Origin of the sequence: Paenibacillus oryzisoli (genome assembly GCF_001653565.1) — a bacterium.
GTDB classification, from domain to species: Bacteria; Bacillota; Bacilli; order Paenibacillales; family NBRC-103111; genus Paenibacillus_E; species Paenibacillus_E oryzisoli.
On sequence record NZ_LYPB01000069.1, the window covers coordinates 219,395 to 245,779 of the forward strand.

Here is a 26,385-nt window from a genome sequence, read left to right on the forward strand (position 1 = left end):
GCTCTCCTTGTCAGTCATACGTTAACCCTTCTTGTAAGCAGAGGGCAATAGGCCAGTAAGTGCCTTGAACTTGGTTACGAACTGTTCAGCATCCGAATACCCAACGCGATCGGCGACATCGGATATTTTAAGTTCTTCACGCCGAAGTATTTTTTTGGCCTCATCAATACGTACGACATGTAAATATTCATTAAAGGTAAGGCCAACTTGCTTCTTGAACCTTTGCCCAAAGTATGCGGCATTCAGCCTAAAATGCTCGGCAACAACCTGCAACTGCAACTTTTCCCTATAGTGCGATTTAATATATTCACCCGCTGCCGATACGACTTCATCCTGCCCTGCGCCTTTCTTTTGGCCAATCCACTCCGCAGCTAACAGAATTTCGTGTGTTACCTTGCGTTCCAAGAGGCACATATCCATTGGCGTGGCGGGAGTTGACCAATTCGGAGCCCACATAGGATTACCACCGAATTGCGAGAGCGTCTTCTGAATTTCAAGCAGAATATTGCTCAAACATGCACTCACCCAAGACTCAGAAACAGACTGCTTCGTTAAAGCGATGAATAAGTGGTGTACATGGGCTTTCACCGTTGCGGGGCACCCCTTGCCTACGGCACCTAGAATCGATTCCGTCATACCAACAAATGCAGGAAGCGTATCTGCTTGCCACTCCCCTTGATAGATATAGATTCCTTCAATTTCAGTAGGAATCTTACACATCTCAGCCATAAGTCCCTCACGAAATGCTTCTTTTAATGCATGCAGTCCCTTGTGTTCGCCACTAAGCGAAAAGGAGATCGTTCTGCCCCACCTATGTCTAAAAGTGGTCATAACCTCTGGTAACATCAAGGAATACAGAGTGCGATCCTCGGGTCCTGTGACTAGCATGAATCCCTGACGTTCTTTCCCTATTCCGAATGGAAGCATCATCGCTTGAGTACATTTAATCCTATCTGCAATCATTTGCCTCAAATCCAAGAGTTCTTGACCTTGAATGTCAGGTTCAAATAAAACGCAGCGATAACTAGAACGTTCATCCAGATTCAATAAGGTGTTCGCCTGCTCAATCCATTTCTGCTTAATTTCCCCTTGCAATAAATTCGAAACCGTTTCCAACCTTAGGAAATCCAAAGCAGCGCTTTCATATTGGCGATGTGCTTCGCGCTCCCTGATGGTATTCGCGATCTCTTCAACTGCAGCTATAAGCTCATCTTCAAGTAAAGGCTTCATCAAATAATTGGCCACGCCATACCGCATCGCTTTTTTGGCATATTCAAAATCTGCGTATCCACTCAAGATAATAAATTTCATTTCTGGATACAGGCTAGACGCTTGTTTAATCAATTCCAATCCATCTATAACAGGCATTCGAACGTCCGTCAGCACCAAATGAGGTAAGGTTGACGCCATTACAACCAATGCGTCTTCACCATCCGCTGCCTCTCCGCATATTTCAAAGCCAAGTTTGTTCCAATCCATCATCAACCGCAATCCCTCTAGCATGTATGGCTCGTCATCCACAAACATGACCCTTAACATCGGATTCACCTCATTTCAGTAAGTAGATATGAACTATTATAAAGGATAAGATGTACTTACATGAGAAAAACTTCTATCAAAGTCATTCGAAGATGAGCGACCACGGTTTAGCGGAGAGACTTTGGTCTCCGACCAAAGATCCCTATATATGGTGGTTTTTATTGCCAATAAGAATTTGTATTCCCGAGCCTCGGAAACTTATAAATTCTTATGTGGAAAAGCAAAAACCGTCCCAGCACCGAGCTGAAACGGGGAATGTGTATGGATTCACTTACTTAGTCTTACTCTTTGACGCTTCCAAGGTTCATACCGACCACAAAATACCTTTGTAGAAAAGGATACACGAACAGAATTGGAACCGCCGCCACAATGGTAATCGCCGCACGTATGGACGCAGGTGTAACCATGGCCTTGGTTTGATTCGTGTTAGCTCCAGCCAGAAGACCTGGATCATTGTTGCTATTCATCGTAGAGCCAAGCAACTTCATCATTTCGTATTGAAGTGTACTCAACTTCAAATCAGATGAGGCATATAGGAAGGTATCGAACCAGGAATTCCAAGAGCCAACTGCAATAAACAAGGCGATGGTCGCAAGTACAGGTGTACACAGAGGGAGAATGATTCGTAAGAATACGGTGAAATCACCTGCTCCATCCATTTTCGCAGACTCAACCAAGCCAGATGGAAGGGTACGGATATACGTCCGAATGACAATAAGATTAAACGCACTTACCAACCCTGGAAAAACATATACCCAGAAGTTGTTTAACAGTCCTAAACTTTTAATCAGAAAATAATTAGGAATGAGCCCTGCATTGAAATACATTGTCAACACAAATATTAAACCGATTATTTTACGAAAAATATATTGGGGCTGGGCCAGTGTATAAGCAAGCATCGAGGTGAGAAATACACCCAGTACGGTTGTTGTAAGTGTCCGAGCTACCGAAATCCATGCCGCATGATAAATCGTACCGGAAATGAAAATCGCTTTGTAATTTTGCAATGACCAGGATCTCGGCCACAGATAAATGCCCCCACGAAGCGCATCATTACCTTCATTAAATGAAATCGTTAAGGTGTGAAGGAAAGGATAAAGCGTAACTATAGCAAGAAGGAGCATGAAGATACCATTTATCGTATGGAACAAAATAGGCTCAATTCGAGCTCTGCTAACTGTTGTTGTCCCCATCATCGATTCTCCTTTATATCAACCGCTCTTCACCAAGTCGCTTGGCGGTAGAATTTGCAATTAGAATAAGGACTATGCTTACAACCGTTTTGAAAATGCCTGCCGCAGTTGCCAGCGAATAATTACCTAGCGCAATACCGTACTTAAGCACGAAAATATCAATCGTTTGCGACCAGTCGACGACTAACCCGTTGCCGAGCAGGTATTGAATCTCAAAGCCTGCATCCAGAATGTGCCCAACGTTCATAATCAATAGAATAATAAAAGTTGACTTGATCCCTGGAAGTGTGACGTACAGGATCTTCTGATAACGGTTTGCACCGTCGATTCCGGCTGACTCATAAAGGGACGGATCAATTGAAGTGATTGCTGCAAGGTAAATGATGGTATTCCAACCCACTTCTTTCCACACATTAGACAAGCCCACAATTCCCCAGAAATATTTCCCTTCACTAAGCCACATCACTGGTTCCTTGATGATATGCAACTTCATTAACAGTTGGTTAACGATACCATCATCAATCGATAACGAAGTTGCCACGATTCCCGCAGCAATAATCCACGACAGAAAGTGAGGCAGATAGGATATCGTTTGGATAGACCGCTTCCAGAAACGAACTTTGATCTCATTCAGCAATAGAGCTAGTAGAATGGCTGTTGCAAATCCTAAAACCAAATTGATTATACTCATAGCAAGCGTGTTGCGAAGCACCGTCAAGAACGTATCATCTTGAAATAGAAATTTAAAATGCTTCAGTCCCACCCACTGCTGTTTGGAAAATGGCAATGCAGGGCGATAATTTTGGAACGCCATTAACCAGCCCCAGATCGGTACATAATTGAAGATCAGAACATAGATCACGATGGGAAAAGACATCATAATTAACTGCTTCTGATTCCTTACCGTCTTCCAATTTAAACCGACGCCGATTTCCGGATCAATTTTTTGCTTTTTCTTTACTTTTTTGGGCAGTATGGTATCGGCCATCGACATTCCCTCCTAGGAAGTAAAGCGGAGAAGACCTGAGTCTCCCCCACTCCACTGTATGTTCTATCCTTTATTTACTGCTCCAGTTCTTAATACGCCAGTTAATTTGATCATTAATACGATCTTCGTAGGCTTTGTAGTTGCTTTTGGAAATTTGATCGACATAATCCTTCCATACACCTTCAAAATCATCCGGCTTGGCCAAAATGGCTTTCGGCAAATATTTGACGGCAAGGTCGGTCATCTTCGTATTGGCCACTTTCGCAGGTGAACCATCTACCAAATCAATACTCCATGCTGGATAGTATACGGGATTCTCGACTGGTGTTTTGAAAAACTCGGCCCATGTCTTATGGTTATACGCTTTCAATACTTCTTGATCTAGTGGCTTCAAGCTGTCGAAGAATTCTTGTGGCTGTGTGCCTGGATCTGTTGCATTTCCGTCACTATAGGTCCCTTGCATTTTAGGGGAGTTAGCAAAGAATGCTTCCGCTTTATTGGCGAGCTTCCATGTATTATCGTCTGCTTTGGCCCGTTGTTCAGGCGTACGAGCATACTTCCCATCCTTCACTGTATAATCCTCGCCTTGAATCCCCCATTGAAGTGTCTTCTGCCACTCTTCCGTCATTAGTGAATCCAGGAATTTGATAATTTGAACAGGATCCTTAGCTTTTGTTGAAATCCCGTATCCGCGATTGATGTTCAGTACTGGACGGTCGCGATAGTACTCTTTGGCGCCTGGGTACAAGAGAGGGAAACCGACGTAAGTACTGCCAATTTTATTCTGTGAAATCAGTGAACGTTCGCCATCACCGAAATTCCAGTGTTGATCGAACATTCCAATAACACGTCCGCTAGCAATTTTCGCCAGATACTGGTCGTAATTCTGCACCAAAGCTTCTTTATCCATTAAGCCTTGCGCATTGATCTCATTTAGCTTCTTGTAATAGGTCTTGGCAATATCCTTATCTGCAAATATCTGCGCTTTCCCATTGTCGACAATAACCCCGCCGTCATTCGGGTGACCCGCCAAATGCTCTGGCGGATTCAGCAGTGGGAAGTTTCTCCAATCGAAGTTCAGTGTCTCAAACCCAATCATATCGGGGTGTTTTGCTTTGTATTTTGCAATAATATCGAAATACTCATCCAATGTTTTAGGCGTTGGATAGCCCATGTCTTTGAGAACATCCTTTTGCAAATAGAAACCTGGTCCTTCATAAGCAGTTTCGTTAAATTGGCCACTGAACACATTGTAATTGGGAAGGACATATAAATGGCCGCTTGCAGGATCCTTCATCTGATTCCACACGCTTGCATAGTGTTTCTTTAAATTCGGGGCGTACTTTTCAATTAAATCCTCGAGAGGTACAAAAGCACCCGCCGCAATTAATTTGTCGTTTCCTGTCATAATATCTGCATAATCGCCACCAGCTATCATGACACCCAGCTTCTGCTGAAGGTCACCAACCAGAAACTCCATTTTCAAGGTAACACCCGTCTTTTCCTTAATCATCTTGTAGATCTTGTTGTCAGGCGTCGGCTGTTGATAAGGACTGTCTATAAATAAGGACAAGGTGACTGGCTTAATGGCATCGCTTTGCGTTGCCGCAGGTGCCGTCTGGCTTCCGCTTGGCGAAGTAGTGCCGTTTGCCTCATCCTTCGAGTCGCTGCAGCCTGCCAGTGTTAATCCTAAAGCCAAAACAGGTATCATAGTTGCTAAAACAGGACGTTTTATTTTCTTTACCATGTTTCTAATCCTCCCTTATTGTCACCATGAAGATGCAGGTTTGTATAGGTCAGTCATTTATTTGCTTACACTATTTATTATACGCACGAAGAATGCGCTTACAATTCACAGACTAAAGATATTACACCTATGAATTACAGTCGTTATTATTCAGTTATGACACTATTTTACACTAAACAAAGTCAAGAATACGAATACAATCTTTATAGGAGGATTGAATAAAGTTATATATTACCAAAAACCCAATAAGCCAATGTCATCCTAAGAGGGACATATCGCTTATTGGGTTTCAATGTTTCAACTAATCTTTCAACAAAAATAGATTACTGAATCTGCCATTGCTGATTACTGCTTGTGCTGTCGCTCCACTGTCCTACAATTGAACCGTTGCTAGTACGTCCCATACCGTCAAGGTACAAGCCAGTCTGACGGTTTTTAAACCGCACATTGCTACCGGAAGTTTCCATGGTCCATTGTTGATTGCTGCTGCCACTGTAACTCCATTGTCCGCAATTGACGCCATTTCCAGTCCGAGCCATACCATCAAGGTATAGTCCAGTTTGTCTGTTTTTAATCAATACATAACTACCCGAAGTTTCGATTGTCCATTGCTGGGCATTGGAGTTGCTGGCGCTCCATTGTGCAGCGTCGGCGCCATTCGTGGTCGTGCTCATTCCGTCCATGTAAAGTCCGGTAGCTGCATTGCGAATCCTGACATATGAACCAGTGTTCACCCGTACAAGCGAAGCGGATTCCAATGAGCGATTGCCTTGAGCATCGATGACGAACAGTTTGTAATTGCCACCTGTCTGAGGAGCAGCAATGGATGTTGCATTTCCATTCGCTTTCGTCATAGATGCGCCTTCAGTGAAACTCGTCGTTCCCGATGGAGCAAGCCAGATGGATTTGCTCGCATCGCCGGTAGATCGTATGCCGATATTTGTTGATCCGGATACGAACACACTCGCAGGTAAAACATAATCTTGAAGGGGAACGCGTGAAGGTGTAACAAGGGTCTTATATCCATCTTCAACACCCGCATTCACTGCAACATTATAGGCTTGAACAGGCCATACATTATCGGAATATGTGCTAACATCGTTGATAACGCTATTCGGAAGATTATAGTTGGAGATTTTATTGACGTTCGCATAATTCTGAGTGAAGGTCAAGTCGTGCTTGCTGCCAAAATCATCGGAATTCAGCGTCCAAGTTACCCCGGAATTAATATTCAAGACGTTATTCTGGATCGTTATATATGCGGAGCCTTCATCCGGATGCATACCGTATTTATGTCCGGAAGGAACACCTTTAATATAGTTATTTGAGATTACAGTGTTAGGCTGGCTTCCGAGTGTGTAGATCGGAGCTGTATCGTCCAATATCTGCACAGTATCAATAAATTGGTTATAACTAATACTATTGTTTTGAGCTGTCGTAGTTGGTGTCCCAGGTCTAATGGAACCGGAAGTTCCGTTAAAATTCCACCATCCCCAACCGAGAGAGATGCCTGCCCATGGCGTTTTCTCAATGACGTTATGTTGGAAGTTAAGTGTATCTGTGAAATAGCCAGAGACGGCAGCGCTTCCGTTGAACAATACTGCTGAATCATAAATATAATTGTTTTTGATATCGATATTTTTACAAACGCTCTCTAAACTAACCGTAAACTTTTCACGATTTGAAGAGGTGTAGTCCCCAATATAGACATGCTGCGGATGACCCACATTAATCGCAGATCCCCCAATATCGCTAATAAAATTGCCAAGCAATTGAGAGTCTTTGACATCATTAATCAAAGAAATACCGTCCGCTCCAGTGTGCTTAATGGTATTTCTCTCCATGCGTATTCCGTCCGCATTCGCGATTTTCACTATGCCCGGCATCAAGTCCAAATTACGATACGTATAGTCATGAAAATTCTTTTTAGCATAAGCTGTGTTCACTAGATTGCCTTGCTGCGCTTGTTTGAACGAGGATCCATCGACATTGGCTAAGTTCCAATCCGAATTCAAAAGTGTGATGCCGGAAAACGTGATATTGCGAACATGATTACTCGTTGAGGACCCCTTCAAATTAAGGATTGTTTCTACGTTGTTGGGGGCAAAAACCGTTGCCGTCGTCATGTTCTCGGAAGAGTTTTTATAATAGTAGATGGTTTGGCTAGTTTTATCAAAATAAAACTCACCTGGAGTATCCAGAAATTCATATGCGTTCATGAGCTTGTGGCTACCGTTGATCTGGAAGTTGCCATTGAAAGCTCCCTGCGCTATTGCCGCGCCAGGCTGCTGGAAAAGCGCTACACGATTGGAACCATTAACAGTCACTTGGCGAACTCCGACAATAGAAGTCGTCCAGGTCGTCCGCGTTTCGATCTCAATATCATCTTGGTTGGACGCTATCGCTGGGAAGTCACTCAGACTGTATTTAGCCCCATCACATTGTGAGCCCGTTTCCCATGCCCAAGGTGCTTGACCGGAGGTAATGCTATATGTTCCGTAGCATCCTGCGGAACTAACTGTCTTCGTAGCCATCACAGCTCTCTTATCATCCACGTATAGCGCACGCAATTTATTGCTTCGAGCAAGCGACGCCTTCCATATATTCCCACTGTGTTGCGACCAGCCTGTAACTTGGACGCCAGCATTTAGAATCGGAGTTTCGTTAGGATATGCTTGGTAGATAATTCGATTGCCATTCGTACCGGAGTCGCTAGAAGTAAAATCAATAGAACTCGTCACGGGATAGTTCCCGCCACGTAGATTTACGATGATATCGCCCGTCATACTTCCGTTAATTGTCCGTACGACATCCCTAGCTTTCTGTATAGTTTTGAAAGGAGCAGCTAGCGTTCCAGCATTGCTATCACTACCGTTAGGCGAGATATAATATTGGGCTTGTGTAGCTGCAAATGTCGGTGCAGGAACCGTAATGAAGCCAATCAGGATAGCGAAGACAAGAAGCAATGCTTGCAAGGATAACTTTCTTTGTTTTGACCAAATATCTAACAACATACTTTGATCCCTCCTCAGATTTAAATCCTGAAACTGTCTTGCTATGTCCTAATTAAGCGTTCTGTTCGAATCGCCTCCTTTCTTTTTCCGCTTAATTGTAAGCGGTATCATTCCTGAGATCATTGTAAATTCCCGCGACACATGCGTACAGAGACAATACTACGGACAGAAGGAATTTTGTAGGAATATCGACATTGTTGTTTCGTGACATACCCAAAACAAAAAAATCTCCTGATTATCAGGAGACCTAAATAGTAACGTCCAATTCAAATTATTTCTGATCAGCAGCGATAACAAGGATATTCTCTTGTATACATGCATAAGCAGTAAAAGATAGGCTATTCCCTGATGTGAGCTGGTTATCACTTATTAACTTATCCTGCAATTTGGCTAAGAGCCCTTTCGCGTTGCTAGGATCCACTCTGGCTGTTACGGTATATTGATGCTTGTTTATAATATTATCCATGTCCATCATACTATTCCCTCCCATAAAGAATTATATCTTGGATGCCACATACGCAAGATCCATAATATCGATCTTATTATCGTTATTCATATCAGATATCTTGGCAGCTTCCCAATTTGTTTCGGTGGCATTCTTACCATAATAGTAAGCTACCATCGCAAGGTCACCTACATTGATGCTTCCATCCTTGTTAAGGTCTGCAGACTTCATAACCTGCTCCACTGATATGCGCTTACTGCCAAGCTCCGCTTGAATCACGATTCCCTCTGGAGCCACACCAAGCTTGGCCTGTGTAGCCGCAATCGTTCCACTGGTATTCTGAACACCGGGCTTTACCTTGAAGGTCAGATTCAGAAGCAGCGTGTTGGCTCCAGATATCCCTCCTCCCGTATTAGCGGTAATGAACCTCACTCTCCCAGGAATAGCTTTATCCTCGGATACGATCTGGATGTTGTTATTGGCACTTGCCGCACCCACATAGTCAAATACGTTGGAATCATAAGACAGGGTGATGTCCTGGGCATACACACTTTGTGCTGCATTGCTCAGGCTAACGTCTACTGTAAAGCTGCTTCCAGCGTTCACACTGCTGGCTGCTGAAAGTACAGTTGCAGGTACTACTGGCTGCGGTCCTATTGGATCAAAGCTGGATCCAACCAATTTGTCATCTACTTTGAAACTATCGAAGTCGACGTACCCACCTGTTAACCGGGTTGAATAATTGAATAGGGCAAAACGGTAGCCCATGAAATGCGGCAGTGTATATGACATTTGAAGCGTGTTTCCTATGGATGCCCAACGCTCACCGTCAAGACTATAGTAGAAATTTGCTTTATCTGTCCTATTCTTATAATCCAATTCACTCCTTAGATAAATGGTATTCTGAGCGAGTGGGACACTTGCTATTTCCATTGCTGACCCTGAACTTCCATTCACCATAACAACCGATTTGGTAGTGCCGGACATTTTAACACCCACAAACCCGTAGTTCTGTTGGAACGCGGAAATTCCCGCATAATCACCGTCTTTCATATGACTAACATCGATCGCAATGGTTCCTGAACTTTCGGGTCCGAAGGTTCTTTGTGTCAGCGTATTTCTGGCATCAAGAATACTGGTGCTCATTCTTCCAGTAGTGAGTCTTAGATACCCTGGTCTGTCGGTAAGAGACCAGAATCTATTGTCAGGATTATGGTTCCACTGCCAGATGAGAGCAAGATTGGATCCATTGTAGTCATTTTCTCCGCCTGCTACCTCTGTATGATATGCTCCAACTTTCTCTGTTCTCTGATCAAAGGTATCCGATGATACCCAGGACTTTGAAAGTACAGCAGGAATTCCTGTGTCATTGACATCACCGAATACAGGCCACCCATCCTGGCTCCATGTCATCGGTACAATGTAAGGTATACGTCCGACAGATCCATAATCTTGGAACAACATACCGTACCAGTTACCGTCAACGGCTTGAACAATTCCCCCCTGTGCTACCCCGGCACTGTTGGAGGTACTACCCGATCTTACAGCAATCTTTCCTTCATAAGTGCCATCTATGGTATCCGCCCTGTGTACTAATTCAGTACGAATATTCCCTGATGGCCATGAAATATGGAAGATGTAATACTTACCATTTATTTTATAAATGTGCGAGCCTTCAGCTCCAAGACCGCCGGATCCTCCAGGAGCGCTAGCATTTTGAATAATTGTTGTATTCATTCCACCGGCTTTAATCGCTGTGGCTCCTGAAGTAAGCTCAATAATCTTAATGGCTCCGCTGCCATATACCATATATACACGTCCGTCATCATCAAATAGCAACGACATATCATGATACACGCCACCGGCAAGCTCATACTTCTCCCAGGGTCCCTTTTCTATATCGGTGGTTTGAAAAACATACGTTTTCCCTGTATCGTTCGAAGCAAATGCAATATAAAACTTGCCATTATTATACCTAATGCTGCTTGCCCATGAGCCTTTCCCGTAAATGTTCTGCCCATTTGAAAGCGTTTGTTTATCCGAAGACGCAAGAATATCATACACATAATTGACGATTTCCCAATTCACGAGATCCTTGGACATCATGATAGGAACACCTGGATTCATGTGCATGGTAGTACTGGTCATATAATACGTATCCTTGACTCTGATCACATCAACATCTGGCACATCTCCCCATATGATTGGGTTCTTGGCAGTCGGTGTATAAACGTCTGCATAGAAAGTTGTAACACTCTTCCCCTTAAGCGTGGTTGAAAATGAACTTCCATTTACCGTGGTATCACCTACATTTGCAATATTCTCACTAGATGAGGTTCGGTAAGTCGTATATGACTTTACTGCTTTACCATTTACGTTAAACGATAATGCAGTGTCAGTTTCGTTGTCATTGATAGCTGTAATAACTAACTTTCCATTGGCAGGATCTTTATAAGCTGTTGTGTATACACCCGTAGCTGGGCTTACATCCGAATTGACTCTTTGATAACCTGGCCTGATAAATCTGCTGTACTGACCAAGTGTAAATAGTCTTTTATTCAAATCGTAACTTTTGACGGCACCATTATCATCCGTATGAAAGGTAATTAGTGCGCCTTTATCCCCAATGGAATTTACACTGTCTTTGGTATTATTCCAAAGCCACCAATAATTAAAAGCATTCACTTCCGCGACTGTCATATCCTTATGGATCATTTTCGCCCAATAGATGCCATCATGAATGGTTGGATCATTGGGTTCACCTATCGATGCTTCAGTCACCCATAACTTCTTATTATAAAGCTTTGTTTGAGTCAACCACTTCGCGCCAAGATTGGGATCCTGCTGATTTACGGCATATTGGTGGACACCAATAATATCTACGCGATCCCTGCTAGCGGCATCGTTCAATGTTGGAACAGCCAGATCTTCGCTGAAATTTAATCCCTCTGGCATGATAAGCTTAGCAGTCACACCTTTGTGGGCAAAGATAGGTTTGAGATAACCCTTTACAAAACTATAAAATTCATCTCCCGTCCAGCTGCTAGATTCATAGTTTGGTGCCCAGTTTGGTTCATTTTGTATAGATACTGCCGAGATATCAATTCCTTTATTCGTTTTAAATCCATTTACATAGTCTGCTAAGAAATCTGCATAGGCCTGATATTGGTCAGTTCTCAGCTTCCCGCCGATCTCTCCGTATGTCCCTGTGTTGCCTGTCTTCATAAACGGAGGTGGTGTCCATGGTGTAGTGAAGAATCGAGTTACGCTGTAATCGGCTTTTATTTTATTAAATAGCCATGCGGTTCCGTTAATATCCCAATTATTCCAATTCCATGTGCCTGACTCCGATACGATATCATAAGGAAGCCTATTTCTTACCATGCTAAGTCCTGCGCCTTTCGATGTACTGAAAAGTGCATCCAGTACTTCCTTCTGCGCTGGGTTAGCTAGATTCTGTACAATCCCAGTTGACCAAGCGTTGGATGCACCAAAGCCGTCGATTTCCTGCCTTTCATTCATATAATCAATCTGAACTGTAGGTAGGGATGCAGCATCGATACTTGTATTAAAACTAAACATGGATGGTAAAATAAGACTAAGACAAAGAGGAATTGTTACAGCTGCTTTTGATTTCGTTCTTTCTTTATCCATTTTTCTCTCCTTTCACCAGAGCATATAGTAAGGCAACACGCTCACTTCAAACGTTATGGGTCCAGTTGCAATTGCTGGCTAGCATCATGGACCCATGCATTATTTTACTATCATTTCAATGCTTGATAGAGTCTGTAGATGACTGTAGCTCCTTGTGCTCTCGTCGATTTTCCTTTTGGATCAAAATATCCCTCGGCCACACCGTCCATTAAACCGGCTTGTTTAACAGCTAGAATAGCATCCCTAGCATACGCAGAGATCCGATCCTGATCAAGGAAGCCCAAAGTTGCACCATTAGCTTGTACAGTCTTCGAATTACTTATCTTCGAAGCCCGATAAATAAGTAACGCCATATCTTCTCGGCTGATCAGGTCGTTCACACCGAAACTACCGTCATCCTTGCCCTGCACGAGGCCGATCTTCTGCGCTGAAGCAATGGAGCTAGCGTACCACGCCCCCGGATCAACATCTGTAAACGATGCTTTGGCAGAGGAATCTGCCAGATCGAGGAGTTGGATCAACATTTCGACGAATTCAGCTCTTGTTACCTCCCCATCGGGAGTAAACAGACCTTCACTTCTACCGCTCACGACTTCACGAGCTGCTAAGCCAAGAACGGCCTCGTTCGCCCACGCATGACCATCCATATCACTAAAGGATACCTGAACATGGTTAGCTGTGTACTTGCTGAAGTGGGTTGGCTGAAACTCTACTTTGCCAGTTACGGCATTGTATTTGCCATTCCTGACAATTTCCAACTTACCGTCCTCCGTTATATAGTAGATGACTACCTGATAAGGTTTTTCACCCAATTTTAAAGAATACGGCACTTCTATCAAGATACTGTTCTTAGTAAAGGTTGTGATTTTACTTCCATCTAAACTCAAGTTAAAATCGTACACAACCGAACTTCCGACTTCTTTCTTAATCTCCTGCGAAAAATTGTCAGGGTCTACCTTTGCAATACTTAATTGCAATTTGGAAGTTTCCGACAGTGTTCTTTCATCAAGAACATCCCGATTAATAGACACTGTAGCGAGATCCGTCTCTACCCTTACTTTCTTTACATCGCCTGATTCCGACCTAAGCTGTTGGAGCTGCTTCGCCGGTAGATTCAATTGAATTTCCTTAACGTCAGAACCTGAGTTGACTTTAATCGTTACCGATTCATCCTTGGAATTCTTGCCCGCTTCAAGTAGAGCATGTGATCCTACATCTATAGAAGCAACACCATTACTAGCTGGCAAAGTATCGAGTATCAAAACAGATGTACCCGGGGCGCTCGGCGATGCCGGAGTCCCCCCCTGTCCTGAACTGGAATTGGAGCCCGTGTTCGAATTGTTAGTGATCGAGAACGTAATTCCGTTCCCCATCTTTCCAACCGTTTTTTCCAACTGACTATTGACAGGTGTCACAGAACCTAGCGAAACGGATGCTTCTCCTGCTCTGGAAGCTTTAAAAGAGAGCGTAAATAAATCCTTTTGGCCTGTTAGACCCGGCTTGCTTCCTGTTAACGTAAACACCAACACTATTTTGTTACCTTGTACTTTAGGTGCAAGTACGTAAGCCTGATTGCTCAAGTTGCTGGAGTAGCCCGTATATAGCAGTCCCTGTTCATCATATTGTAGTTCCATCTCGGCAGCATACAAGTCTGTAAGTGCCCCACCTGCAATGGTCATGGTAATGGTGTCTCCTACCTTGACGCTAGTGGTCGAAGAACGCAATACAAATTCATCCGTTGCTTGTGCTGCAACTGATAATGGTAATAGCGAGGCAATGAACATCATAGTAAGGACGAAGAATTGAATATTACGCTTCATTTTCACGATCCCTCCTTATATGGAACGAATGGGAGACAGATGTCTCCCCTCGCCCTTTTCTTAGATTTGTGTAGTTCTCTTATTGAAGTATCTTGGATGCCACGTACGCAAGATCAACAATATCGATCTTATTATCGTTGTTCATATCAGCCTTCTTAGCTGTTGTCCAGTCTGTGCTATTGACATTCTTACCGTAATTGTAAGCAACGATTGCAAGATCACCTACATCGATGCTTCCATCCATATTAAGGTCTGCAGATTTAATGACAGCTTCCTTGAAGATCGCAACTGCACTGCTCAGTGCTGCTAAGCTACTATCAACTTGGGATTGTGTCGCACTTGCACTGTCTCTTACAGCTTTTGCAGCAACGAGAGCTGCACCGAATGCATCCTTGGTCGCTTGTGGATATTGACCAGCCGCTGTACCAACGACGGCACCGTCATACAGACTTTGTGCACTTGTAATGGCTGTTGTTAACGCTGTCTTAACCACTGCAATTGCGCCTACTGAAATGCTCTTACTGCCAAGAGCTGCATCAATCACGGTTCCTTCTGGTGCCACACCAAACTTTGCTTGTGTAACTGCGATCGTTCCGCTTGTGTTCTGAACACCGTCCTTCACCTTGAAGGATAGATTCAGCACCGGTGTACTGACGCCAGATATGCCAACTCCGGTATTTGCTGTTATGAGTCTAACCTTTCCAACTGTAGCTTTATCTTCTGTCACGATCTGGATGTTGTTGTTCGCACTTGCCGCACTCACATATTCAAATACAATGGGATCATATGAAATGGTGATGTCCTGTGCATAAACACTTTGTGTCACATTATCCGCACTAAGGGCTACCGTAAAACTGCTTCCAGGCTGCACGCTGCTGTCAGCTGAGATCGAAGCTGTAGGTACTAGTGGCTGAGGCCAGACAGGGTCTGTGGTAGCATTGCTTGTCGTTAGATAAATTCGGTCAATGGCAAGTCCGTCTTCTCTTCCCCAGAAGTTCAATTCATGTACGCCAGCGGTAACATTCAAAGCAGCTCCGCCAAACATACCGCCGCTAGAACCACTGATATTCGCCCATTTATACTGAGTACCAAGAGTGAGACCCTCAATACCGTTAGTGGTGAATTTATACTGATTATCTAATCCAACGTGGATGGAGTCTGAATCGTAGCCAAGCGTCTTGACAAGTACCCAAACATTATAGGCTCCCGAAGTTGGAAAGTTGACTTTATAGCCAAGTCGGGAATTGGCTGCAAGTGAAGTTGCATCTGTACCTGACGCAGTAAACGCCGTATTAGGCCCGAAAAACATTGCTTTCGTGGATTGTCCATCAACAAGTGACCAAGTGTGACCACTTATGGTGCCATAGACATAGGCATTAACTGTGTTTTCGGCTGCTGTTTCGGCCTCAATGGCGACAACAGAAGGCGTATTGACAGTTACAGCAATCTGCGCTGTGGCAGTATCGCCTACTGATCCCTTAAAGCTTACCGTAACATTGGTTGTTCCGCTTGCTTTCGCCGTTATTGTACCGCCCGCAACATCAGCAATTGCAGGACTTGGGTTGCTATATGTTGCAGTTTTGGTTACATCTTCCGTGTGTCCATCGACATATTCTGCTGTTACTTTGAAGCTTGCAGTTTTGCCAGAATCCAACGTAGCTGAAGCATTATCAACGGTAATCTTCTTCACCGTGAGTTCACTATTCAAGTCTTTTACAAGCATAGTAAGTGTGTCTGTTTTTCCGCCATAGCTAACGTCAATGCTTGTAGAACCATAACTTGTTCCGGTTACAACTCCGTTGCTTACGCTTACAATACCGCCTTGTGCCGGTGTTGCAACGGCCTGAGCAGTAACATCTGCACTAGTTCCATCCGCGTATATGGCTGAAACCTTTATGTTTGCCTGATTGGTTCCCGATACAATATCAATCTTTTGTTTATTAATGGATGCATTGATGGCAACTAGATCATGAGCAGCAGTCTTTTGCTCGAATTGCCAAGCATCTACTTTGAAGAGATTACCTGTTGATGCTCCCGTGTATACCATATATACATCATGAACTCCTGCAGCACCTGAAACACTTGTTGTTTTGGACTTCCACACATCGTCCCCACCTGTGTTGGAAACGGGAAGTGTTCCGATTAACGGGCCAGTCGCACTGTCAAGATGAAGTTCAATGTTTCCGCCGCCCGAACTGCTTGCAACATTAGCTTTGAATGTTCCTGCGCCTGTAGCTCCAAAATCAACTTTGGATACTGCAGTCCAGTCCCCGTCATGGATGCTGCTGACAGCCAGGTTAATACCGCTTACCATACTTCCTGGTTGTGTAGTCGTTTCAGTAGATATTCCGCCGTTCCAACCAATCGTTTCGGCTTCGACCCTTGTATAGGGATTGAAATTCTTCAACTGCGGAACTCCTGCGTAATCGCCAGTAATCGGATTAATAACCCCGTTTGCATCAAAACTTACCTTATTGATGTTTGTATTCCGGTATCCATGCGGTTGCCCACCCATTTGAGGATACATACCGCTTTCAGCCATTGCCTTTGCAACGGTCTGTGCGTGGTAGGTAACATACCACTGGTTGTTGAATTCGAAGATCGCATGGTGGTTATTACCTCCAACACCAAAGAACGTAGCAGGGTTTGGCAGGATTGTTTTGACAAAGGTAAATGGTCCCATAGGATTGTCACTTACCATATAGCCAATGGCTCCTGTAGGGATATCCGACGGATGCCCACTAGCGAAGTTCGTGCAATAAGAGTAATAGTATTTCCCGTTGTATTTGTGGATTCCTGAATCTTCAAACAACCACGGCGGGTTAATAGGTTTTACAGAACCGCCACTAGCGCTAAGATCCAAACTGATCATATCCGTACCAAGCTTCGCAACGCGTGCTGTCCCCGGGTCAGCATCTTTCCCCGTAGGAATGCCACCGCCGAAATATAAATACCCACTTCCATCGTCATCGACCAATACCGCTGGGTCAAATAGCCATGTAACATCACTTGCTCCTGGCGTACTTCTACTTACCAATTGCTTTCCAAGCGGATCTACAAATGGACCGATCGGACTATCCGCTGTGAGCACACCAATACCGCTTCCATTATCCGCAAAATAAAGGAAGAACTTCTCCTTGCCATCTATCGTTTTATGTGCAGCAGCCGGCGCCCAGGAATTGTTTGCCCATTTGGCCGCACCTTGTGGCCCTGCTGCAAGGATTTCCCCGTGGTCTGTCCAGTTCACCATATCATCGGACGAAACAACAGTAATCTTATTAATCTTACCGTATCCGTTATCCTTAACTGTCCCGTCAGCATTGTACTCCAACACATCATTGGTCATGTAGACATACACTCTGCCGTTATAGACCATAGCATAGGGATCGGCACCAAATTTTTGCGAAAATAGCGGATTGTTATTTCCCGGGGTTTTGGCAAGCGCTGGCGTAAGCGTCGAAGCAGCTGCCTGCTTATCCATAACTGGACTTAATGTAAATGCTAGAGTTAGAGCCATCGTCATCCCCAACATTTTGTTCAATTTCTTCATAGAACACCCTCCACCTTCATGAATTGAGTAGTAATACCATTTTTGACTCCTATTTCATTTGCAATAATTGTAATATATATACTACAATTAGCATTGGCTACTATCAAAGCTGCCAGTTCGATAACAGCTTCAATACATGCCTATTAAACACGCTTACTGCTTCTTCAAATTCGTTGTAATTACCAAAACTACTAATGCTGTGATAATTACTATGTTCAGTTTAACCTAAACATTAACTTTTCAGAATGGAATTTCTTATTCAGAAAGTAAAGATTTCTATGAATTGATATCGTAGATTTACACCGTTTTCAATAACTACGAGAAGCGATTTCTTTCTCTGCTGTCACTTGCGTAAATACATTTTCAGGCGTAACGATTCGTTTAGGCAGTGTGCTGCCTTTTACAACTTCTTTCACAGCTTGAATCAGATTAGGACCCAGCAATGGATTACACTCGACCACTAAATTAATCTTACCTTCATTCATTTTTTGAAGTGCCTTACGCGTTCCGTCTACAGTAATGACCACAATATCTTTTCCTGGAACTAACCCATACTCTTCAATCGCCTCTAAAGCACCAAAGGTCATATCATCATTGTGCGAGTATAACACACGAATGTCCCTCCCTTTTTCTTGCAAAAATTTCTTCATCACTTCTTTGCCTTTTGCAACAGTGAAATCTGCGTTCTCGCTCTTCAAGAATTGCAAATCGCCACGCGAAGAAATGACGTCACGGAGTCCTTTCCCCCGAGCTATGGATGGCGTTGATCCCTCAGTACCTTTTAATTCGACAATCCCTGTTGATTGATTCGATTTAGGAATTTTATCTAATAAATACTTCCCTGCTTTTCGACCTTCCTCATAAAAATCAGAACCAATATATGTCACATACAGCGACGGGTCAGTGACAACGACCAGCCGATCAATAATAATGACTGGAATTCCTGCTTGTTTAACTTCTTTCAGAATCGGCTCCCATCCCGTTTCTACAACAGGAGCAATGGCGATGACATCCACCTTCTCTTTGACAAACTCTCGGATAGCCTCTATTTGCTTCTCTTGCGATTGCTCTGCATTTTGAAAGTTGAGCTCGACATCAGATTCGGCTGCAGAATTTTTAATCGATGAGGTATTCGCAAGCCGCCATTCACTTTCAGAACCTAACTGCGAGAACCCCAAGATTGGATTTTTAGTTGAAGGCGTTGTTACTGACTCCTCTTGGCTTTCTTGACCAACCTTTCTTGTTGCTTCATCTACTTGAGATTGCTCGCAACCAAAGAAGCACATAAGAATGCTTAGCAATACAACCCCTTTAGTAAGCGCTGCCAATATACGTTTGTACATGTTATTTAAGTCCCCTTTGAAGGTTATTACGTGTGGAATCGCGACATATGTCGTTCTAATTGCCACTCCTGGAATATCGCAGATACTTCGAATATAGCCTGCCCAAGTACGGTTTGTACAGCGTTTAATTTATCTAATGATAAGGTAACATCCGTAGTTCTTGTTAACAACTGCTCCATTTCTTCTTGAATTCGTGTAAATAATTGGAACACCTCGAATACTTCTACATTCATATCTTGAAAGAAAGGCAGTGCATTCGGCATAGCCCCTACTGTAGATTCCACCTCTTGTAAAATAATATCTGTATATTGTCCTACTTGACCAATGGATGCATTGGATCGTTCCGATATAAAAAAGGGCATCTCTCGACAATACATGTCAATGAATGCCCTTCTCTCCACTTTTACCTACGTTGTGCCCAGCGTCGTTGACTTAGCAAACGCTGTAAGATGATAAACATAAACAATAGAATACCGATAACAATTTTTGTCCACCAGGAACTTAATGTTCCTTCGAAACTAATAATCGTTTGAATAACACCTTGTATCATAACACCAAAGAATGTACCTACAATGTATCCAACCCCACCCGTGAGCAGTGTGCCCCCGATGACAACCGCAGCGATGGCATCTAATTCCATTCCCATTGCGTGCAAGCCATAACCTGAAAGCATATAGAAGGTGAAGACGACACCTGCTAATGCCGAGCAGAATCCACTGAATGCATAAATGAGCATTTTGGTGCGTCCAACAGGTAAGCCCATTAATATGGAAGATTGCTCACTTCCGCCTAATGCATACGTATTTCTGCCAAAGCGTGTGTAGTGGGCTATATAGAAACCTAGAAACACTACCAACAACGCAATGATGACACTAATCGAAACAAAGTTACCACCTGGTAAACTAATCTTCGTTTGAGCCATACTTGTGTAGAAACCATTATCAATGGTAATGGTATTAATACTAATGATGTAACACAATCCCCGAGCAAGGAACATCCCGGATAACGTAACGATGAAGGGCTCAATCTTGAAGTAATGGATAATGGCTCCCATCCCCCAACCGAATAGAGCTCCGATTAACAATACCATCGGAATGACCAGGCCTGGCGGCCAACCCGCTTGAACTAAACTTGCCGAAATCATCGTTGTTAAGGCAATGACGGAACCAACTGATAAATCAATTCCACCAGATACAATGACAAATGTCATGCCAACTGCCGTTATTAATAAGAAGGCATTATCAATGAGCAAATTCATCAGAACTTGTAGGGAGAAGAATCCTGTATAACGGAAAGAACCAATTGCGAACATGAGGACAAATAATCCCATGGTCACAATAATCGGAATATGCTGTTTCTTAAGCATGCTGTTTGACCTCCCTCTCAGCCGGATAATGGCGCGTTTTCCAACGGAAGGCAATCGATTTACGGAAAGATTCCGATTGAATTAAACATACAATGAGAACAACGAATGCTTTTACAACAAGCGTTATTTCAGGTGGTACACCAATCATATAGATCGTCGTTGTTAATGTTTGAATAATCAAAGCGCCAACTAATGTGCCCGCTAAGTAAAAACGTCCACCGGTTAGTGCCGTTCCACCAATTACGACAGCTAGGATCGCATCTAGTTCATACCATAACCCAGCATTGTTGCCATCTGCGCTTGAGACATTCGAGCTTAGAATCAGCCCTGCAATAGCAGCACATAAGCTACAGAACATGTATACGAAGAACATAACCGTCTTCGATTTCACTCCGGCAAGATTACTTGCTGTTGGCTTGCAACCCACAGATTCAATAAATAAACCGAGAGCTGTCTTTCTTGTTAAGAGATATGCAATTAAGAATACGATAGCTACGATGAAAATAGAAAAGGGAAGTGTCAACAAGGATCCTGCACCAATGAATTTATAGTGGGGGTTCGAAATCGTAATGATTTGACCGCTTGTTATTAATTGCGATACACCGCGTCCAGAAACCATCAGAATTAGCGTTGCGATAATCGGCTGCATGCCAATATTAGCAACTAGGAAACCATTCCATACACCTAGAACAAGGGCTATCAACAGCGAAGTTCCTACTGAAATGATGACATTAGCTACACTGCCATCTCCATGACTAATCATCAGGCACGCTATCGCTCCTGAAATCGCTACAACCGAACCAACGGAAAGATCGACACCCTTCGTAGCCGCAATAACGAGTGTCATACCAATGGATACGATCATTAATGGAGAGCCAAAGTTTAAGATATCTATTAAACTGCCGTATAGATGCCCGTCCCGCATTTTGATCGCAAAGAAATCAGGAGAGTAAATAAAGTTAAAAACTAATAAGGCACCTAAAAAAATTAGTGGCCAAAATAAATGATGCTTCACCATGTCTATTAACCTCCCGCAATTGCCTTCATGACATTCTTCTGACTTATCTCATCGCCAACCATTTCTTTCACTTTATGTCGATCTCGCAGGACGACGATCTTATGACTGACGCGTAATACTTCCTCGAGTTCAGATGAAATAAATAAAACTGACATCCCTTTTTGGGCTAATGACAACACCAATTTCTGAATTTCAGCCTTGGCACCAATGTCAATACCTCTCGTAGGTTCATCCAAAATTAATAAACTAGGATCCGTAATCAACCAACGAGCAAGCAATACTTTCTGCTGATTCCCGCCACTTAAATTTTTAATAAGATGCTCGGGATTAGGTGGATTAATATTTAATGCACGAATGTATTCATCCGCCATTTCATCCTGACGTTTTCTGGAGATGGTTTTAAACCAACCTTGGGACGCTTGAAGGGCTAATATGATATTCTCACGAATGGTCAAATCATCAATAATCCCTTCTAATTTGCGATTCTCAGAGCAAAAGGCGATGCCTTGATCAATAGCCTGTCTTGGTGAATGAATCGCCTCACTCCTACCTGCAACTGTCATTCCACCAGAATCAGCTTTGTCTGCTGCAAAGAATAATCTAGCTAGTTCCGTTCTACCCGAACCCAACAAACCTGCTAAACCAACAATCTCACCTTTATGAATGGTAAGATCCACAGGTTCAATGGAACCTTTCTTCCCAAAGTTGGTTGTTTGAATAAATACTTCCTGACTCATTTGATCGGCTGCATCACCATTGGGCAACTCTTCCAGCAGCTCAAGGTCCTTGCCAATCATTTTGGAAACCAGCTCTATACGAGGAAGATCTTTGGCTATATATTCCCCAATAAACTCTCCATTGCGGAGTATGGTTATGCGATCTGATATGTCGTAAACTTGATCCAAGAAATGAGTGACGAATAGAATCGCTAATCCTTCATTCTTCAATCGAGTCATGACAGAAAATAGTTGGATAACCTCACCTCGATCTAAACTGGAGGTTGGTTCATCTAGAATTAACACTTTGGCCGAAATACTCAAGGCCCTGGCAATAGCTACGAGTTGTTGAATAGCCACGGAATACACATGTAGGGGTTGTGTAACGTCGATCTCAAGATTCATTCTCTTCTTCAATAATTGCCTAGCATCTTCATTCATTTTTTTCCATAAAATACGACCAAAACGGCGTGGTTCACGCCCAATATAAATATTCTCAGCTACGGATAGGTTTGAACAGAGATTAACCTCCTGATACACCGTACTAATACCTGCGTTTTGCGCATCAAGCGGGCTAAGAATACGAATTGGCTTATTATTCATCTCAACAAGGCCCTGATCGATGGCGTGCACACCCGTAAGAACTTTAATAAGTGTGGACTTTCCTGCCCCGTTTTCACCCATTAACGCATGAACTTCACCAGGGAACATTCTGAAATTAACGTTCGTTAACGCCTTAACACCTGGAAACTGCTTATGAATCCCGGTCATTTGCAATACCGGACCGCCCTGTTTCATTATGCCACTCCTCTCCTATATGAACGAGAGCCACCCCATACTAGCAAGATGGAGCAGCTCTGCCCTTTTTATTTATGGTATATTGGCTCCAGACAATTCCCTAGTACTGACGATTCGGCAACTCACGCTTCGCATCTTCAGAGGTAAATACGCCTTCTTTTGTAACAATACGCTTCGGCAACTCTTTGCCGCTAAGTACATCTTTGGCAGCTTGCATTAATTGGCCGCCGAGTAGTGGGTTACACTCGACGATGAAGTTAATTTTACCTTCACTGGCAGCCACGAAGCCGTCTTTCACCCCATCAACGGAGATAATGATAATATCTTTACCTGGTTTAAGACCCGCTTCCTCAATTGCTTGAATGGCGCCAAGTGCCATATCGTCGTTATGTGCATAGAGAACATTAATGTTCTTATTGGCTTTCAAGAATGCTTGCATGACCTCTTTACCTTTAGCACGTGTAAAATCACCTGTTTGTGAAGCAATGATTTTAAGGTTTGGATTTGATTTAATAATTTCGCCAAATCCAGCTTTACGATCATTCGCAGGAGCAGAACCCGTAGTTCCTTGAAGCTCTACGATATTAACTGTTTCTTTCGCATCTTTATACTTGTCAACTACCCATTTCCCTGCGCTGCGGCCTTCTTCTACGAAATCCGAACCAATGAATGTTTTGTAGAGGGAAGTATCCTTCGAGTCTACAGCTCTATCCGTCAAGATAACTGGAATGCCAGCATCTTTCGCTTCTTTCAATACCGTATCCCAACCGGATTCAACAACCGGCGAGAAAGCGATAACATCAACTTTTTGTTGGATATATGTACGAATGGATTTAATTTGATTTTCTTGTTTTTGCTGTGCATCAGAGAATTTCAATTCAATGCCTGCTTCTTTCGCAGAATCTTGAACGGATTTCGTATTCGCTGATCGCCATCCGCTTTCAGCACCTACTTGAGCAAAGCCCATCGTGATTTTCTTGTCCGCTTTAGCTGTAGCTACTGCTGCTGTGCTTGGGCTTACCGCCGCTGCTGCAGTTGTGCTGCTTGCTGTCTTGCTATCTCCTGAACTACCACAGGCTGCTGTGAACATCATCATTGCTGAAGCTACTAATACTACCCCTAGAGATCTTTTCATTTATATTTCCTCCCTTATTTCACCTGTTTGCTTCGGTGTAACTAAATTATAGGATACGCATTGTGCAAGGGTATACGGAGTTTCGTTGACACTTCTTATAAATTATTATTCACTTTTGGAGCTTCCCGTTTAAAAACAGTACTTTTTTATTCAAAAGGTGTAGTTTTATGCTTATTGATTGCGTTTTCAAAATGATTGATCCATAATTTACTATGAGCTTTCAATACTTCTTAAACTGAAAGGTATTTGTAAGATGGATATATATCGAAAAATTACTTCCAGCCTTCGGGCTAAGCTCCTTACCATGTTTGTCATACTCACATGTCTTCCACTAATTATTGTAGGCCTCATTTCCTATCATAAATCGTACAATACTGTATTCAATAACAGCAAAGCAGCAACGATGATGCTTGCCACCCAATTAGCGACGAATATTGATAATGTATTTACAGATACGAAAAAACTTTTGGAACTCGAGAAAAATCCCAATGTTTTACATTTTCTATTTTCGCAAACAGATTCCAATTTAGATGCACGAGAGATTTTACAAACAATGTCTTCCTACAGACAAACGTATCAATATGATGGCGTGTTGAACATTACGATGATTAATTTATATGGCCGAGGGATCAGCGAGAGGAAAGGCGTCTTTCAACTGAGTAAGAACGTATTGCGTAATCCGCATTTCGAATACCTGATTCAGAATCCTGAGGCCGTGTTGAATATCCCGCCTAATGACCCTTCTTCCATAGACCCCCTAGACGGATTTCAATACAAGAATCGCAATATTATTTCAATTGTTTCTACAGTAAAACAGCGAGTTACCCACGAAGTCATTGGATTCATCATCATTGATGTCGATGACAACATCGTCAAAACGTTTAGTGATAACGTCATTATTGGGAAAAGTGGCTTCTTCTATGTCGCGGACAACAAGGGCAATGCCATTTTATTACCCTCAAAAGCTGCAAATCATACGAAGTGGTTAGAAAACAAAAATATTGCTTCTATTATTGAAAATAAAAACAAAGACTATGTGGATTCATCGGAAGGTAAACCAGAATTTATTGTAACTTCCCCCTCCATGTCCACGGGTTGGAATATCGTTGGGGTGGTACCCTTGCAAGAAATTGTGGAAGAAGCCAATTCCATTCGTCAACTCATTATCATAAGCGTCATGCTTAGCATCATTTTCGCCATAACCTTGCATTTCTTTGTGTCTACTCGCTTGACTCGCCCTGTTCGCATACTCAAAAACAAAATGCAACTTGCCGCATCCGGCTTTCTTGAGGCTAAGGTCGTTCTTACAGGTACAGATGAAATCTCTGATTTGGGCAATAGCTTCAATATTATGATTGGGAAAATCCGCATGTTGCTAGACCAAAGCATTAAAGAGCAGCAAGAAATCAAGAAATCGGAGCTTAGAGCCCTACAGGCTCAAATCAACCCTCATTTCTTGTACAACACATTGGATTCCATACTTTGGCTGGCGCAATCGGAGAAAAAAGATCAGGTCGTCCAGATGGTCATGGCTTTATCCAAACTGTTTCGAATTAGCTTAAGTAAAGGGAAGGATTGGATAACCTTCGAAAAGGAAATTGAACATCTTCAGAGTTATTTAACCATTCAACAGATGCGGTATAGGGATATCTTGGATTATGAAATTGCCATCGATTCAAGCCTGCATTCGTTGCTTATCCTTAAAATGACCTTACAGCCCATTGTTGAAAATGCCCTATATCACGGGCTTAAAAACAAGCGTGGCAAAGGGCTGATACGAATTACGGCAAAGATTGAGGATGGACATAACTTCCTTATTGTGGTTGAAGATAACGGTAAAGGCATTACGGAAGATCGACTTCATCAGCTACGGAAGGATCTAATGGAACCCCATACACCAAAGGAAACTGGAAATGAAGTGTCCGGAGGATTCGGATTGCACAATGTGCATAGACGAATACGCTTATATTATGGAGAAGCGTATGGCGTTCAGGTAGACAGTATAGAAGGTGAAGGAACGATTGTTATCATTCGAATACCGTGTGATTGGGGATGATGT

The 26,385-nt window shown here is 43.0% G+C and carries 16 protein-coding genes; 1 reads left to right on the forward strand and 15 read right to left on the reverse strand.

Annotated elements, in window-relative coordinates; all coding sequences use genetic code 11:
* Positions 1–21 precede the first annotated feature (21 nt).
* The 15 genes from A8708_RS15615 to A8708_RS15685 all read right to left on the reverse strand — a co-directional run bounded on the left by A8708_RS15615 (position 22) and on the right by A8708_RS15685 (position 24,326).
* Positions 22–1,539: a response regulator gene (locus tag A8708_RS15615; protein WP_068664959.1), complete on the reverse strand. Its 1,518-nt coding sequence runs from the start codon at positions 1,537–1,539 to the stop codon at positions 22–24.
* A gap of 281 nt (positions 1,540–1,820) precedes the next feature.
* Positions 1,821–2,732, reverse strand: coding sequence for a carbohydrate ABC transporter permease (locus tag A8708_RS15620; protein WP_068664961.1), 912 nt, complete (start codon positions 2,730–2,732; stop codon positions 1,821–1,823).
* A gap of 13 nt (positions 2,733–2,745) precedes the next feature.
* Positions 2,746–3,720 (reverse strand): ABC transporter permease, encoded by a 975-nt coding sequence (locus A8708_RS15625; RefSeq protein WP_068664963.1) that lies wholly within the window; start codon positions 3,718–3,720, stop codon positions 2,746–2,748.
* Between the two features lie 70 nt (positions 3,721–3,790).
* On the reverse strand, positions 3,791–5,467 hold the full coding sequence (locus A8708_RS15630; RefSeq protein ID WP_068664965.1) for a type 2 periplasmic-binding domain-containing protein: 1,677 nt from the start codon (positions 5,465–5,467) through the stop codon (positions 3,791–3,793).
* A 323-nt stretch (positions 5,468–5,790) separates the two neighbouring features.
* On the reverse strand, positions 5,791–8,481 hold the full coding sequence (locus A8708_RS15635; RefSeq protein ID WP_068664967.1) for an RICIN domain-containing protein: 2,691 nt from the start codon (positions 8,479–8,481) through the stop codon (positions 5,791–5,793).
* A gap of 271 nt (positions 8,482–8,752) precedes the next feature.
* Entirely contained in the window at positions 8,753–8,956 is a 204-nt protein-coding gene (locus A8708_RS15640; protein WP_068664969.1) for a hypothetical protein, read from the reverse strand.
* Positions 8,957–8,977: 21 nt separating this feature from the next.
* Positions 8,978–12,580 carry a family 43 glycosylhydrolase gene (locus A8708_RS15645; RefSeq protein ID WP_068664971.1) on the reverse strand — a complete coding sequence of 1,201 codons (3,603 nt, stop codon included), beginning with the start codon at positions 12,578–12,580 and terminating at the stop codon, positions 8,978–8,980.
* A gap of 110 nt (positions 12,581–12,690) precedes the next feature.
* Positions 12,691–14,400, reverse strand: a complete 1,710-nt coding sequence (locus A8708_RS15650) for an S-layer homology domain-containing protein (protein WP_068664973.1) — start codon at positions 14,398–14,400, stop codon at positions 12,691–12,693.
* A gap of 79 nt (positions 14,401–14,479) precedes the next feature.
* The gene (locus A8708_RS36840; protein WP_068664975.1) at positions 14,480–17,950 is read right to left on the reverse strand and encodes a carbohydrate-binding protein; all 3,471 of its coding nucleotides are present in this window, start codon (positions 17,948–17,950) and stop codon (positions 14,480–14,482) included.
* Positions 17,951–18,258: 308 nt separating this feature from the next.
* Entirely contained in the window at positions 18,259–19,293 is a 1,035-nt protein-coding gene (locus tag A8708_RS15660) for an ABC transporter substrate-binding protein (RefSeq protein WP_082927535.1), read from the reverse strand.
* Positions 19,294–19,319: 26 nt separating this feature from the next.
* Complete coding sequence (locus tag A8708_RS15665) at positions 19,320–19,655, reverse strand: hypothetical protein (RefSeq protein WP_204787550.1); 336 nt, start codon at positions 19,653–19,655, stop codon at positions 19,320–19,322.
* Between the two features lie 41 nt (positions 19,656–19,696).
* Positions 19,697–20,659: a galactofuranose ABC transporter, permease protein YjfF gene (gene yjfF / locus A8708_RS15670; RefSeq protein WP_068664979.1), complete on the reverse strand. Its 963-nt coding sequence runs from the start codon at positions 20,657–20,659 to the stop codon at positions 19,697–19,699.
* On the reverse strand, positions 20,652–21,677 hold the full coding sequence (locus A8708_RS15675; protein ID WP_068664982.1) for an ABC transporter permease: 1,026 nt from the start codon (positions 21,675–21,677) through the stop codon (positions 20,652–20,654). The genes yjfF and A8708_RS15675 overlap by 8 nt, the downstream gene beginning before the upstream one ends.
* Positions 21,678–21,682: 5 nt before the next feature.
* Positions 21,683–23,191: a sugar ABC transporter ATP-binding protein gene (locus tag A8708_RS15680; protein WP_068664984.1), complete on the reverse strand. Its 1,509-nt coding sequence runs from the start codon at positions 23,189–23,191 to the stop codon at positions 21,683–21,685.
* 100 nt (positions 23,192–23,291) lie between these two features.
* Positions 23,292–24,326, reverse strand: a complete 1,035-nt coding sequence (locus A8708_RS15685; protein WP_068664986.1) for an ABC transporter substrate-binding protein — start codon at positions 24,324–24,326, stop codon at positions 23,292–23,294.
* A 304-nt stretch (positions 24,327–24,630) separates the two neighbouring features.
* Here A8708_RS15685 and A8708_RS15690 point away from each other — a divergent pair, with 304 nt between their 5' ends.
* Positions 24,631–26,382, forward strand: a complete 1,752-nt coding sequence (locus A8708_RS15690; protein ID WP_239696709.1) for a cache domain-containing sensor histidine kinase — start codon at positions 24,631–24,633, stop codon at positions 26,380–26,382.
* Positions 26,383–26,385 lie beyond the last annotated feature (3 nt).

Coding starts and splice junctions, on each gene's coding strand:
- A8708_RS15620 (WP_068664961.1), bottom strand. CDS start 2,732: ATGGGGACAACAACAGTTAGCAGAGCTCGAATTGAGCCTATTTTGTTC.
- A8708_RS15630 (WP_068664965.1), bottom strand. CDS start 5,467: ATGGTAAAGAAAATAAAACGTCCTGTTTTAGCAACTATGATACCTGTT.
- A8708_RS36840 (WP_068664975.1), bottom strand. CDS start 17,950: ATGAAGAAATTGAACAAAATGTTGGGGATGACGATGGCTCTAACTCTA.
- A8708_RS15665 (WP_204787550.1), bottom strand. CDS start 19,655: ATGCCCTTTTTTATATCGGAACGATCCAATGCATCCATTGGTCAAGTA.
- A8708_RS15660 (WP_082927535.1), bottom strand. CDS start 19,293: ATGTACAAACGTATATTGGCAGCGCTTACTAAAGGGGTTGTATTGCTA.
- yjfF (WP_068664979.1), bottom strand. CDS start 20,659: ATGCTTAAGAAACAGCATATTCCGATTATTGTGACCATGGGATTATTT.
- A8708_RS15615 (WP_068664959.1), bottom strand. CDS start 1,539: ATGTTAAGGGTCATGTTTGTGGATGACGAGCCATACATGCTAGAGGGA.
- A8708_RS15675 (WP_068664982.1), bottom strand. CDS start 21,677: ATGGTGAAGCATCATTTATTTTGGCCACTAATTTTTTTAGGTGCCTTA.
- A8708_RS15650 (WP_068664973.1), bottom strand. CDS start 14,400: ATGAAGCGTAATATTCAATTCTTCGTCCTTACTATGATGTTCATTGCC.
- A8708_RS15635 (WP_068664967.1), bottom strand. CDS start 8,481: ATGTTGTTAGATATTTGGTCAAAACAAAGAAAGTTATCCTTGCAAGCA.
- A8708_RS15690 (WP_239696709.1), top strand. CDS start 24,631: ATGTTTGTCATACTCACATGTCTTCCACTAATTATTGTAGGCCTCATT.
- A8708_RS15645 (WP_068664971.1), bottom strand. CDS start 12,580: ATGGATAAAGAAAGAACGAAATCAAAAGCAGCTGTAACAATTCCTCTT.
- A8708_RS15640 (WP_068664969.1), bottom strand. CDS start 8,956: ATGATGGACATGGATAATATTATAAACAAGCATCAATATACCGTAACA.
- A8708_RS15625 (WP_068664963.1), bottom strand. CDS start 3,720: ATGGCCGATACCATACTGCCCAAAAAAGTAAAGAAAAAGCAAAAAATT.
- A8708_RS15685 (WP_068664986.1), bottom strand. CDS start 24,326: ATGAAAAGATCTCTAGGGGTAGTATTAGTAGCTTCAGCAATGATGATG.
- A8708_RS15680 (WP_068664984.1), bottom strand. CDS start 23,191: ATGAAACAGGGCGGTCCGGTATTGCAAATGACCGGGATTCATAAGCAG.